11 protein-coding genes are annotated in these 12,759 nt (G+C 72.4%); 9 read left to right on the top strand and 2 right to left on the bottom strand.

All coding sequences use genetic code 11. The annotated features are described in order from the left end of the window. The first annotated feature begins 128 nt into the window (after positions 1–128). The 6 genes from eccD (at position 129) to HCK00_RS17120 (ending at position 7,450) form a co-directional block, all read left to right on the top strand. Positions 129–1,628: a type VII secretion integral membrane protein EccD gene (gene eccD / locus HCK00_RS17145; protein WP_168102855.1), complete on the top strand. Its 1,500-nt coding sequence runs from the start codon at positions 129–131 to the stop codon at positions 1,626–1,628. Between the two features lie 170 nt (positions 1,629–1,798). Beyond that, complete coding sequence (gene rpsO, locus HCK00_RS17140; protein WP_168102854.1) at positions 1,799–2,089, top strand: 30S ribosomal protein S15; 291 nt, start codon at positions 1,799–1,801, stop codon at positions 2,087–2,089. A gap of 371 nt (positions 2,090–2,460) precedes the next feature. Further along, complete coding sequence (locus HCK00_RS17135; RefSeq protein WP_168102853.1) at positions 2,461–4,704, top strand: polyribonucleotide nucleotidyltransferase; 2,244 nt, start codon at positions 2,461–2,463, stop codon at positions 4,702–4,704. Between the two features lie 5 nt (positions 4,705–4,709). Then, entirely contained in the window at positions 4,710–6,095 is a 1,386-nt protein-coding gene (locus HCK00_RS17130) for a M16 family metallopeptidase (RefSeq protein ID WP_168102965.1), read from the top strand. A 142-nt stretch (positions 6,096–6,237) separates the two neighbouring features. Next, positions 6,238–6,993 carry a 4-hydroxy-tetrahydrodipicolinate reductase gene (gene dapB / locus HCK00_RS17125; protein ID WP_168102852.1) on the top strand — a complete coding sequence of 252 codons (756 nt, stop codon included), beginning with the start codon at positions 6,238–6,240 and terminating at the stop codon, positions 6,991–6,993. Between the two features lie 4 nt (positions 6,994–6,997). Then, positions 6,998–7,450 carry a tetratricopeptide repeat protein gene (locus HCK00_RS17120; RefSeq protein ID WP_168102851.1) on the top strand — a complete coding sequence of 151 codons (453 nt, stop codon included), beginning with the start codon at positions 6,998–7,000 and terminating at the stop codon, positions 7,448–7,450. A gap of 120 nt (positions 7,451–7,570) precedes the next feature. Here HCK00_RS17120 and HCK00_RS17115 read toward each other — a convergent pair whose 3' ends face one another. After that, the gene (locus HCK00_RS17115; RefSeq protein ID WP_168102850.1) at positions 7,571–8,134 is read right to left on the bottom strand and encodes an SCO5741 family PH domain-containing membrane protein; all 564 of its coding nucleotides are present in this window, start codon (positions 8,132–8,134) and stop codon (positions 7,571–7,573) included. 98 nt (positions 8,135–8,232) lie between these two features. After that, complete coding sequence (locus HCK00_RS17110) at positions 8,233–8,475, bottom strand: hypothetical protein (protein ID WP_168102849.1); 243 nt, start codon at positions 8,473–8,475, stop codon at positions 8,233–8,235. Between the two features lie 260 nt (positions 8,476–8,735). On the opposite strand from HCK00_RS17110, the gene thyX reads away from it, so the two are divergent. From thyX to HCK00_RS17095, 3 genes are all read left to right on the top strand, one after another. Next, entirely contained in the window at positions 8,736–9,476 is a 741-nt protein-coding gene (gene thyX / locus HCK00_RS17105; RefSeq protein WP_168102848.1) for an FAD-dependent thymidylate synthase, read from the top strand. Positions 9,477–9,829: 353 nt separating this feature from the next. Further along, the gene (gene dapA / locus HCK00_RS17100) at positions 9,830–10,729 is read left to right on the top strand and encodes a 4-hydroxy-tetrahydrodipicolinate synthase (RefSeq protein WP_168102847.1); all 900 of its coding nucleotides are present in this window, start codon (positions 9,830–9,832) and stop codon (positions 10,727–10,729) included. A 191-nt stretch (positions 10,730–10,920) separates the two neighbouring features. Beyond that, positions 10,921–12,606 (top strand): ribonuclease J, encoded by a 1,686-nt coding sequence (locus HCK00_RS17095; protein WP_168102846.1) that lies wholly within the window; start codon positions 10,921–10,923, stop codon positions 12,604–12,606. Positions 12,607–12,759 lie beyond the last annotated feature (153 nt).

Below are 12,759 nucleotides of genomic sequence, written 5' to 3'. Positions count from 1 at the left end.
GCTCACGCGGGGTGCGAACCGCCGCGGGGGAACGGCCGGATGACGAGCCGTCCCGCGGGGGGCGTGGCCGCGGCCCGCGGCCGGGCGCCCGCGGTCATGAGCTTGACGAGGGGATGCAGCAGGTGAGTATGACGGCGCCAGCCACGGCCACCGGAGCCGGCCAGCCGGCCCCCGCGGCCCCGCCCGGAGGCGGAACCGGCTTCTGCCGGGTCACGGTCGTCGCCCCCGACGGCCGCGTCGACGTGGCCCTGCCCGACGACGTCCCGGTCGCCGACCTGTGCCCGGAGATCCTGCGTCTGTCCGGACAGAGCCCGCCGCCCGGCGCCCCGGTCGGCTACCACCTGGTCCGCCGTGACGGCACGGTGCTCGACGGCACCGGTTCGCTGGCCGCGCAGCGCATCCTCGACGGCGAGCTGCTGTCGCTCCGCCCGTTCGCGGAGTCGCTGCCCCCGGCGGTCTTCGACGACGTGTCGGACGCCGTCGCCTCCGCCGTCGTCCGCGACCGCCGGCTGTGGACGGACGACCTGCTGCGCGGCGCCGGACTCGCCGGCGGCTCGGTGCTCCTCGTCCTGCTCGCCTTCGTGCTCTGGTCCGCGGCCCCGCGCCACGACACGCACGGCCTGACCGGCATCCTCGCCGCCGTGGCCGCCGTCCTCCTGCTCGCGTTCGCGGGTGTGCGGGCCCGCGTCTACGACGACCGCGGCTCGGCCGTCGCGCTGGGGATCGGGGCCATGGCGAACGCCGCGGTCGCCGGCTCCGGACTGCTGGCGCCGGCCGCCGGCCAGGGGATCGGCCGGCTGCAGTTCCTGGTGGCCTGCGCTGCCGTCCTCCTCGTCGCGGTCGTCCTGACGCTCGTCGCCCCCGGCGGGGACAGCCCCTTCGTGGCGTTCCTCGCCGCCTCGGCCACCGGCGCGGTGGTGACGTTCGCCGCCATCCTCACCGGTATGACGCCCGCCGAGACCGCCGCCGTCTGCTCCCCGCTCGCCGTCGGGGCCCTGGCCTTCCTGCCCGGCCTCTCCACCCGGCTGGCACGCCTCCCCATCGGTTTCGAGCCGCCCCGCACCTCGTTCGGCGCCACCGGTGACGACCCCGAGCCCCACGGCCCGGTCGACGCCGACCGCATCGCCGCCCAGGCCCGCCGCGGCCACGAGCTGCTGGTCGGCCTGGTCGGCGGCAGCGCCCTGGTGGCCGTCGGCGCCTCGGCCGTGCTCGGCTTCTCCGACGGCCTGTGGGCGCAGCTGCTCGCCCTCGCCACCGGGATCGCGCTGCTGATGCGCGCCCGTCTCTTCCGCTACACCAGCCAGGTCGGCCTCTCCCTCGCGGCAGGGCTCGGCGCGCTCCTCCTGCTCGGGCTCGGGCTCTGCCTCAACCCGCCGTCCGACCTGGTGGCGGAGGCGCTGCGGGGCGACAGCTCGGGGCTCGACCTGCGCACCGTCTGGCTCACCGCCGCGACCGCCGTGGCCGCCGCGCTGGTCGTCGCCCTCGGCCTGATCGTCCCGCGCAAGGGCGTCACCCCCTTCTGGGGGCGGTTCCTGGAGATCGCGGAGACCTTCGTGCTGCTGACGCTGATCCCGCTGTGCCTGGCGGTCTTCGACGTCTACCACTCGATCCGGGCGCTGACCTCCTGACCGGTGCTGGTACGCTGTCCGGCGGACGTTTGTGTACGCGACCCCGGAGCCTGTGATCGATGAGCTCTGGGCGCAGCGCTCATCGATCCACGCCTCCGAGTCACGGAAGTACCCCTGAGACCAGGACCAGGGGCACTCGTGGGCGCATCGAACATCTCAGAGGAGTACGCGTGTCGCTCGACGCCGCCACGAAGAAGCAGATCATGGCCGAGTTCGCCACCAAGGAGGGTGACACCGGCTCCCCCGAGGTCCAGGTCGCGATGCTGACCCGCCGCATCCAGGACCTCACCGAGCACCTGAAGACCCACAAGCACGACCACCACTCCCGCCGGGGTCTGCTGCTCCTGGTCGGCCAGCGCCGCCGCCTGCTGCAGTACCTGGCGAAGAAGGACATCGAGCGCTTCCGTGCCCTCGTGGAGCGCCTCGGCATCCGCCGCGGCGCGGCGGGGGGCGCGAAGTAAGTCGTGCGGAAGGGGGCGGTTCCCACCCGGGGGCCGCTCCCTTCGCCGTTGCGCGCCGAGCGTGCGCCTGTGCGCCCGCGCGGTGCCGGACCCCGGCCGGACAGCTCCGTTGTGTGACGGATGCCGAAGCTTTGTAGTCTGGTCGGGACAAGAGAACAAGCAGACAAGAGAAGACCGTACGAGGGGGAGCGCCCACCGCGCCCGCCGCGCCGCAGCCACAGGCGCCGGTCCTCGGTAGTGGCCCCCGGAGGCAGACCGTCTCCGGAGGCTTCGATCGAAGACCGGCCCGGCCACGCGGGGTGAGCGGAGACGAGCGGCGCTCCGCCACCGTCCCCCCTCCGGGCCGGGACGCAGACGAGGAGAATTCCCTGGTGGAGAACGAGACCCACTACGCCGAAGCCGTGATCGACAACGGTTCCTTCGGTACCCGCACCATCCGCTTCGAGACGGGCCGGCTGGCCCGCCAGGCCGCCGGCTCGGCCGTGGCCTACCTGGACGACGACACCATGGTGCTGTCGGCCACCACCGCCTCGAAGAACCCCAAGGACCAGCTCGACTTCTTCCCCCTGACGGTGGATGTCGAGGAGCGCATGTACGCGGCCGGGCGTATCCCCGGTTCCTTCTTCCGGCGGGAGGGCCGGCCCTCCGAGGACGCGATCCTCACCTGCCGCCTGATCGACCGCCCGCTGCGCCCGTCCTTCAAGAAGGGCCTGCGGAACGAGATCCAGATCGTTGAGACGATCATGGCGCTCAACCCCGACCACCTCTACGACGTGGTCGCGATCAACGCCGCCTCCTGCTCGACGCAGCTCGCCGGGCTGCCCTTCTCCGGCCCGATCGGCGGCACCCGCGTCGCCCTGATCGACGGCCAGTGGGTGGCCTTCCCCACCCACACCGAGCTGGAGCGCGCCGTCTTCGACATGGTCGTCGCCGGCCGCGTCCTGGAGGACGGCGACGTCGCGATCATGATGGTCGAGGCGGAGGCCACCACCCAGACGATCCAGCTCGTCAAGGACGGCGCCGAGGCACCCACCGAGGAGGTCGTCGCCGCCGGTCTGGAGGCCGCGAAGCCCTTCATCAAGGCGCTCTGCCGGGCCCAGGCCGACCTCGCCGCCAAGGCCGCCAAGCCGGTCGGCGAGTTCCCCGTCTACCTCGAGTTCCAGGACGACGTCCTGGAGGCGCTCACCCAGGCCGTCCGCGACGAGCTGTCCCAGGCGCTGACCATCCCCGGCAAGCAGGACCGCGAGGCCGAGCTGGACCGGGTCAAGTCGCTGGCCGCCGAGAAGCTGCTGCCGCAGTTCGAGGGGCGCGAGAAGGAGATCTCCGGGGCCTACCGCGCGCTGACCAAGAGCCTGGTCCGCGAGCGCGTCATCAAGGACAAGGTCCGCATCGACGGCCGCGGTGTCACGGACATCCGCACCCTGGCCGCCGAGGTCGAGGCCATCCCGCGGGTCCACGGTTCGGCGCTGTTCGAGCGCGGTGAGACCCAGATCCTCGGTGTCACCACGCTCAACATGCTCCGCATGGAGCAGATGCTGGACACGCTGGCGCCCGAGACGCGCAAGCGCTACATGCACAACTACAACTTCCCGCCGTTCTCCGTGGGCGAGACCGGCCGTGTCGGTTCCCCGAAGCGCCGGGAGATCGGCCACGGCGCGCTCGCGGAGCGGGCGATCCTGCCGGTCCTGCCGACCCGCGAGGAGTTCCCCTACGCGATCCGCCAGGTCTCCGAGGCGCTCGGCTCCAACGGCTCCACCTCCATGGGCTCGGTCTGCGCCTCGACGATGTCGCTGCTGAACGCCGGCGTGCCGCTGAAGGCGCCGGTCGCGGGCATCGCGATGGGCCTGATCTCCCAGGAGATCGAGGGGGAGACGCACTACGTCACCCTCACCGACATCCTCGGTGCCGAGGACGCCTACGGCGACATGGACTTCAAGGTCGCCGGCACCCGGCAGTTCATCACCGCCCTCCAGCTCGACACCAAGCTGGACGGCATCCCGGCGTCCGTGCTGGCCGCGGCCCTCAAGCAGGCCCGCGACGCCCGCCTGCACATCCTGGACGTGATGAACGAGGCCATCGACGTCCCGGACGAGATGTCCCCCAACGCGCCGCGGATCATCACCGTCAAGATCCCGGTGGACAAGATCGGTGAGGTCATCGGCCCCAAGGGCAAGATGATCAACCAGATCCAGGAGGACACCGGCGCCGACATCACCATCGAGGACGACGGCACGATCTACATCGGTGCCGCCGACGGCCCGGCCGCCGAGGCCGCCCGCGCCACCATCAACGGCATCGCCAACCCGACGATGCCCGAGGTCGGCGAGCGCTACCTCGGCACGGTGGTGAAGACCACCACCTTCGGCGCCTTCGTCTCACTGATGCCCGGCAAGGACGGTCTGCTGCACATCTCGCAGATCCGCAAGCTCGCCGGCGGCAAGCGCGTGGAGAACGTCGAGGACGTCCTCGCGGTCGGCGCCAAGGTGCAGGTCGAGATCGCCGAGATCGACCAGCGCGGCAAGCTCTCCCTGATCCCCGTCATCGAGGGCGAGCAGGCCGAGGACTCCGCCAAGGCCGAGGCCAAGCCGCAGACGAAGGACGAAGCCGCCAAGTGACACCGCTGCCCCCTGCGGGCGGACCCTTCCGCCCGACGGCCCGCACCTCCTCGGAGGGGCGGGCCGTCGGCCGTACCGAAACGCTCCTCGCGGGCGGGAACGGCACCGGAACGGTCCGTCGCACCACTCTCCCCGGCGGCCTGCGGGTCGTGACCGAGACCCTGCCGACCGTCCGCTCGGTGACCTTCGGCATCTGGGCGCGCGTGGGTTCCCGGGACGAGACCCCGTCGCTGAACGGCGCCACCCACTACCTGGAGCATCTGCTCTTCAAGGGCACGGAGCGGCGCAGCGCCCTGGACATCTCCGCCGCCCTCGACGCGGTCGGCGGCGAGATGAACGCCTTCACCGCCAAGGAGTACACCTGCTACTACGCGCGGGTGCTCGACCGGGACGTCCCGCTGGCCGTGGACGTCCTGTGCGACATGCTCACCGGCTCGGTCATCGACGCGGACGAGGTCGAGGCCGAACGCGGGGTGATCCTCGAAGAGATCGCCATGACGGAGGACGACCCGGACGACTGCGTCCACGACCTCTTCGCCCGCACGATGTTCGGCGACTCCCCGCTCGGCCGCCCCGTCCTGGGCACCGTGGAGACCGTCGAGGGCCTCACCCGGGACCGGATCGCCCGCTTCTACCGCGAGCACTACGACCCGACGCACCTCGTCGTCACCGCCGCCGGCAACGTCGATCACGACCAGCTCACCTCGCTGGTGCACGCCGCCTTCGACCGCGCCGGCGCGCTGTCGCGCGCGGACGCCGAACCGGTCGGCCCCCGCTCCGGCAGCCATCCCGTCCACACCGCCGGACGGGTGGACGTGGTGCGCCGGAGCACCGAGCAGGCGCACGTGGTGCTCGGCATGCCCGGGCTGCGCCGCGGTGACGACCGGCGCTGGGCCCTGGGCGTCCTGAACTCCGCCCTGGGCGGGGGGATGAGTTCCCGTCTCTTCCAGGAGGTCCGGGAGAAGCGCGGCCTCGCCTACTCCGTCTACTCGTTCGCCGCGGGCCACGCCGACTGCGGGCTCTTCGGCGTCTACGCCGGCTGCCGCGCCGACCGGGTGCACGAGGTCCTCAAGCTCTGCCGGGGCGAGCTGGAGCAGACCGCCCGGCACGGGCTCACCGACGAGGAGATCCGCCGCGCCAAGGGCCAGCTCTCCGGTTCCACCGTCCTCGGCCTGGAGGACACCGGGGCGCTGATGCACCGCATCGGCAAGGGGGAACTGGTCTGGGGCGACCAGCTCTCGGTGGACGACCTGCTGGCCCGGATCGCGGCGGTCACCCCGGACGAGGTCCGCGCGGTGGCCCGTGATCTGCTGGGACAGCGGCCCTCCCTCTCCGTCATCGGCCCGCTCGGCGACCGGCAGGCGGAGCGGCTGCACGAGGTGGTGGCCTGACCGCCGCCGCCCGGCCGGGTCCCGGCCGGGCGGTGGGGGACCCGGCTCCCCGCCCCGCCGGCGGCGCGCGCGTCCACGGACCGGCCCGCCGGCCCCGCGGCCCGAACGAACCACGACGAAGTGAAGTGAGGAACGAACCGGCATGAGCAGCAAGCTCCGAGTGGCGGTCCTGGGCGCCCAGGGACGCATCGGCTCCGAGGCGGTCCGCGCGGTGGAGGCCGCCGAGGACCTGGACCTCGTCGCCGCGCTCGACCGCGACGACGACCTGGCGGCCCTGACCGGCGCCCGGGCCGACGTGGCGGTCGACCTCACCCACCCCGACGCGGTGCTGGGCAACCTCACCCACCTCATCGGTGAGGGCATCCACGCCGTCGTGGGCACCACCGGCTGGACCCCCGAGCGCCTGGAGACGGTGCGCGGCCTGCTCGCACGCTCCCCGGGCACCGGGGTGCTCATCGCGCCGAACTTCTCCATCGGCGCCGTGCTGACCATGGAGTTCGCCCGCAAGGCCGCCCGGTTCTTCGAGTCCGCCGAGGTGGTCGAGTTGCACCACCCGGCGAAGGCCGACGCGCCCTCCGGCACGGCCACCCGCACCGCGCAGCTGATCGCCGGGGCCCGCGGGGACGCCGGCCTCGGCCCGCAGCCGGACGCCACGAGCACGGCACTCGACGGGGCCCGCGGCGCCGACGTGGACGGGGTGCCGGTGCACTCCGTCCGGTTGCGCGGACTGCTGGCCCACCAGGAGGTGCTGTTCGGGGACGTGGGGGAGACGCTCACCATCCGCCACGACTCCCTGCACCACAGTTCTTTCATGCCCGGCGTCCTGCTCGGCGTGCGGCGCGTGGCTTCCGCCCCGGGCCTCACCGTCGGCCTGGAGAACTTCCTCGACCTGGGGTGACGGCATGCGTGACAAGATCACCTACGGGGTGCTGGCCGCGGTCCTCTGCGTCTACTTCGTGCTGGCCGGCGGCCGGGGCCTGGCCCTGATCGGGCAGGGCACCGCCGTCACCGTCGCTCTCGGGCTCTCCGTGCTGGTGATGCCGGTGATCGGTGCCTGGTTCCTCTGGCAGACCACCCGGTTCGCCCGGGACGCCGACCGGCTGGCGGCGGAGCTGGCCGCCGAGGGCGGCCTGCCGGTGGACGACCTGGAGCGCACCGCGAGCGGGCGGATCGACCGTGCGGCGGCCGATGCCGCCTTCGCCCGGCGGAAGACCGAGGCCGAGGCGGCGCCGGACGACTGGCGGGTCTGGTTCCGGCTGGCCGTCGCCTACCGCGACGCCCGGGACACCCCCCGCGCCCGCCGCGCGATGCAGCGGGCCATCGCCCTGCGGCACGGCCGCCCGGTCTGCGGCTGACCCGCTCGGCCGCCCGGCTCCGGCCTGCGCCGACAGTGTCCCCGGTGTCCCCGGTGTCCCGGGTGGCCTCGCTGCGGTCGGCGCAGGCACCCTCCGGGTCGCGCCGCCCGCCCCGCCGTGCTACCCGTGTTCGGCGCCGTGCCGGGCGGCCCATCCCTCGACGGCGTCCGCCGCCCGGTTGAACGAGCCCGGCCGGCCCAGGAAGTCGGCGTTGTGGTCGGTGAGCAGCGGGCCCAGCTGCTTCCCGGCGTCGGAGGAGACCACCAGCGCCTGCCCCTGCACGGTCCGCGGCAACCCGAGCCAGCGCACCGGCTGCTGCACGGTCCGCACCAGGGTCAGCCGGTGCCAGGGCAGCGTGCGTGTGGTGAGCAGCGAGACGTGCCGGAGCCCGTGCGCGCTGACCCAGGCCCCCATGCGCAGCGACCGCAGGGCCAGCGCGATGACGGCCGCCGCGGTGACCGCCGCCGTCACCGTCCCGGCCACGGCGCCGGCCAGGCCCACCAGCACCGCCGCGAAGAGCAGATACGAGGCGAGCAGCAGCAGCACCGCGGCGATCCCCACGCGCCAGGGGCCGACGCGGTAGGGGCGGCGCCAGCGGTTCTCGTCGTGGCGCCGCAGGTCGATGTCGTCGGCGTCCACGGACTCGTCGAAAGCGCGGTCGGCCGTCAGGAAGGTCAGGGGCACGACTGGTCCTCACTCGTGTGCACGCTCGAACAACCTCTGCCCGGTGAGATTATCGACCCGATCCTTCCGCTTCCACCTCGTCCGGCGCCCGGCGGCCCTCAGCGGCCTCCCGCGACCTCGGTCACGGAGGTCCCGGTGGTGCCCTGGTTCCCGGCGTCCAGCGCGGGCACCCCGAGCAGCAGCGCACCCGCCAGGCCGCCCACGGCCAGCAGGGAGAGCAGCGCGCCCCGGGCCAGCTCGGCGGGGGAGCGCCCGGAACGGGGCGGTGGTGTCACATTGCTGCGGAAACGTTCAGCCTCGGCGATGAAGGCAAAGGGCACGGAGTCTCGCCGGCGGGACATGAGGGTGTACTCCTCGGGCGCCGAAGCGCGGGTAGGACGGTCACGTTCTCTGCGGATTCCTCCGCCACCGGGTGAAACGACCACGTTGACGGCGGTGTTCCCGTTCCCCTCGGCTTCCCGGCGGCCCCGCCGGCCATGCCGCCGTCCGGAGCCGTCCGGAGCAGCTCGGAGCAGCTCGGGGCGGTTCCTCATGGCGGCAAGGGGCGGCCGGGCCCGGGCCGTAAGCTGGGCGGCGCCCGGAACCCCAGGAAGGACCGACCGTGACCGATACACCGGACGAGAGCACCAAGCCGAGCTACCGCAGCGATGTGACCGTCGAGCTGGTGAGGGCCGCCGCCGCCGACTCCGACGTGCTGTGGGCCGCCCGGGTCTCGACGGCCGGCGAGCAGTCCCTGGAAGAGCTCACGAAGGACCCGGAGCGCTCCCGCGGTCTGATCAACTTCCTGATGCGCGACCGGCACGGCAGCCCGTTCGAGCACAACTCCATGACGTTCCTCGTCACCGCCCCGATCTTCGTCTTCCGTGAGTTCCACCGGCACCGGGTTGGCTGGTCCTACAACGAGGAGTCCGGCCGCTACCGCGAGCTGCGGCCGGTCTTCTACGTCCCCGGCGACGACCGCAAACTCGTCCAGGAAGGACGTCCGGGGCAGTACCGGTTCACCGAGGGCTCCGCGGAGCAGCGCGCGCTGACCGGCCGGGTGCTGGAGGAGAGCTACCGCCAGTCCTACGAGGCCTACCAGGAGCTGCTCGCCGCCGGTGTCGCCCGCGAGGTCGCCCGCGCGGCGCTCCCCGTCGGCCTCTTCTCGTCGATGTACGCCACCTGCAACGCCCGCTCACTGATGCACTTCCTCGGCTTGCGCACCCGGCACGAACAGGCCACCGTGCCCTCGTTCCCGCAGCGGGAGATCGAGATGGTGGCCGAGCGGATGGAGGCGGAGTGGGCCCGGCTGATGCCGCTCACCCACGCCGCCTTCAACGCGAACGGCCGGGTCGCCCCGTAGGCGGGTGCTGCCCCACGCGGCGGGTGGCGCGGGCCGCGGGCCCCGGCCCGGGTGCGGCACCGGCACACCGCGGCGCTCCCGGCCGGGCGCCGCCGTGATTCCGCTCCTGCGCCCGTGCCCTCGCCGCGGGCCCGCGCCGTACCGCCCGCCCGGGCCGGTGAGGTGGGCCCGACGGGCGCCGGTACCTCTCGATACGCCGTGCGATGCGCCCGCATTGCGGCGTTTTGGGGGCTTCCTCTAGGGTGAGAGAGCGGGCCCGGCACTGCCTGAACCCCCGAGCAGGCAGTGCCGGGTTCCACTTCCCGGCTCCCCGAGGGAGCGCTCGCCGGTCCGCTACGAGTAGCGTGGGACCCATGGCTCCGACCTCCACACCTCAGACCCCGTTCGGGCGGGTCCTGACCGCCATGGTCACCCCGTTCACCGCGGACGGCGCGCTCGACCTCGACGGCGCGCAGCGGCTCGCCGCCCACCTCGTGGACGCCGGCAACGACGGCATCGTCGTCAACGGCACCACCGGTGAGTCCCCGACCACCGGGGACGCCGAGAAAGCCGATCTCGTGCGCGCCGTGGTCGAGGCCGTGGGCGACCGGGCCCATGTCGTCGCCGGAGCCAGCACCAACGACACCCGCCACAGCGTCGAGCTCGCGCGGGCCGCGGAGCGCGCCGGGGCGCACGGCCTGCTCGCCGTGACGCCCTACTACAGCAAGCCGCCGCAGGAAGGGCTGTACCGGCACTTCCTGGCGATCACCGAGGCGACGGACCTCCCGGTGATGCTCTACGACATCCCCGGCCGCAGCGGTGTGCCGATCAACACGGAGACGATCGTCCGGCTGGCCGAGCATCCGCGGATCGTCGCCAACAAGGACGCCAAGGGCGACCTCGGCCGCGCCAGCTGGGCGCTCGCCCGCTCCGGCCTGGCCTGGTACTCCGGGGACGACATGCTCAACCTGCCGCTGCTGTCCGTGGGCGCGGTGGGCTTCGTCTCCGTCGTCGGCCACGTCGTCACCCCGGAGCTGCGCGCCCTGCTGGAGGCGCACCTCTCGGGAGACGTGCAGAAGGCGACCGAGATCCACCAGAAGCTGCTCCCCGTCTTCACCGGCATGTTCCGGACCCAGGGCGTCATCACGACCAAGGCCGTCCTGAGCCGGCTCGGGCTGCCCGGCGGACCGCTGCGCCTGCCGCTGGTCGAGCTCTCCGTGGAGGAGACCGAGCAGCTCCAGCGCGATCTGGCGGCCGGCGGGGTACAGCTCTGACGAGCCCCCGGGGCTCGTTCCGTACCTCCACAACTCCACAACGGCACAACAGCAAACGAACGTGCTGACCAACACATCACGCACGTGCACCAACTGTCACGCGCGCCCCGTCCGTCCCGTCGTGCCCCGCCGCTGCAGTCGAGCGGCGGGGCACGACGAGGCAGACGATCGCGCGTGGTGAGGAGAGTCCTTTGAGTCATCCGCACCCCGAGCTCGGCCCGCCGCCGAAGCTCCCCAAGGGCGGCCTGCGTGTCACCCCGCTCGGCGGCCTCGGTGAGATCGGCCGCAACATGACCGTCTTCGAGTACGGCGGACGCCTGCTCATCGTCGACTGCGGAGTGCTCTTCCCCGAGGAGGAGCAGCCCGGAATCGACCTGATCCTTCCCGACTTCAGTTCCATCCGGGACCGCCTCGACGACATCGACGGCATCGTGCTCACGCACGGCCACGAGGACCACATCGGTGGCGTCCCCTATCTGCTCCGCGAGAAGCCGGACATCCCGGTGATCGGCTCCAAGCTGACGCTCGCCCTCATCGAGGCGAAGCTGCAGGAGCACCGCATCCGGCCCTACACCCTGGAGGTGGCGGAGGGGCACCGCGAGCGGGTCGGCCCCTTCGAATGCGAGTTCGTCGCGGTCAACCACTCCATCCCGGACGCTCTCGCCGTCGCGATCCGCACCCCGGCCGGCCTGGTCGTCCACACCGGCGACTTCAAGATGGACCAGCTCCCGCTCGACCGGCGCCTGACCGACCTCCCCGCGTTCGCGCGCCTCGGCGAGGAGGGCATCGACCTGCTCCTCTCCGACTCGACCAACTCCGAGGTCCCAGGGTTCGTCCCGCCGGAGCGGGACATCTCCGGTGTGCTCCGCCAGGTGTTCGGGAGCGCGGGGAAGCGGATCATCGTGGCCAGCTTCGCCAGCCACGTCCACCGCATCCAGCAGATCCTCGACGCCGCCCACGAGTACGGGCGCCGTGTCGCCTTCGTCGGCCGCTCCATGGTCCGCAACATGGGCATCGCCCGGGACCTCGGTTATCTGCGCGTGCCCCCCGGCCTCGTCGTGGACGTCAAGACCCTCGACGACCTGCCGGACCACGAGGTGGTGCTCGTCTGCACCGGTTCGCAGGGCGAGCCGATGGCCGCGCTGTCCCGGATGGCCAACCGTGACCATCAGATCCGGATCGTCCAGGGCGACACGGTCATCCTCGCCTCCTCGCTGATCCCGGGGAACGAGAACGCCGTCTACCGGGTGATCAACGGGCTCACCCGCTGGGGTGCCAACGTCGTCCACAAGGGCAACGCCAAGGTCCATGTCTCCGGTCACGCCTCGGCCGGTGAACTGCTGTACTTCTACAACATCTGCAAGCCGCGCAACCTGATGCCGGTGCACGGCGAGTGGCGCCATCTGCGGGCCAACGCGGAGCTGGGCGCGCTGACCGGCGTCCCCCAGGACCGCATCGTCATCGCCGAGGACGGCGTCGTGGTCGACCTGATCGACGGAGCCGCCAAGATCGCCGGCAAGGTCCAGGCCGGTTACGTCTACGTCGACGGGCTCTCGGTCGGTGACGTCAAGGAGCCGGCCCTCAAGGACCGCCGCATCCTCGGCGAGGAGGGCATCATCTCGGTCTTCGTGGTGGTGGACAGCACCACGGGGAAGATCGTGGGCGGTCCGCACCTCCAGGCCCGGGGCTCGGGCATCGAGGACTCGGCGCTGTCCGGGGTGGTACCGAAGATCGAAGAGGCGCTCGCCCGCTCGGCGTCCGACGGCATCGCCGAGACACACCAGCTCCAGCAGCTCATCCGGCGAGCGGTGGGCAAGTGGGTCTCGGACAACTACCGCCGGCGGCCGATGATCCTGCCTGTCGTCGTGGACGTCTGACGCCTCGTCGGCTCGCGTGACGGCCGTGCCCCGCTCGATTTGCCTCGGGGCACGGCCGTCCAGTACGTTGGCATCTCCCCCTGAACGAGGACACCAGGATGCCGTGCGCGTCCCGTGAACGTCTCCTTTGGGTGGGAAATCCCGCACAGAGTG

This window comes from Streptomyces zingiberis, from assembly GCF_012034935.1.
Lineage (GTDB): Bacteria > Actinomycetota > Actinomycetes > Streptomycetales > Streptomycetaceae > Streptomyces > Streptomyces zingiberis.
Note: the sequence above shows the minus strand (reverse complement) of the source record. Positions and strands in the feature narration are given on the sequence as shown.

Excerpts from the sequence above, each read along its gene's own strand:
- eccD (WP_168102855.1), top strand. The coding sequence starts at position 129 with ATGACGGCGCCAGCCACGGCCACCGGAGCCGGCCAGCCGGCCCCCGCG.
- dapB (WP_168102852.1), top strand. The coding sequence starts at position 6,238 with ATGAGCAGCAAGCTCCGAGTGGCGGTCCTGGGCGCCCAGGGACGCATC.
- HCK00_RS17120 (WP_168102851.1), top strand. The coding sequence starts at position 6,998 with ATGCGTGACAAGATCACCTACGGGGTGCTGGCCGCGGTCCTCTGCGTC.
- HCK00_RS17110 (WP_168102849.1), bottom strand. The coding sequence starts at position 8,475 with ATGTCCCGCCGGCGAGACTCCGTGCCCTTTGCCTTCATCGCCGAGGCT.
- dapA (WP_168102847.1), top strand. The coding sequence starts at position 9,830 with ATGGCTCCGACCTCCACACCTCAGACCCCGTTCGGGCGGGTCCTGACC.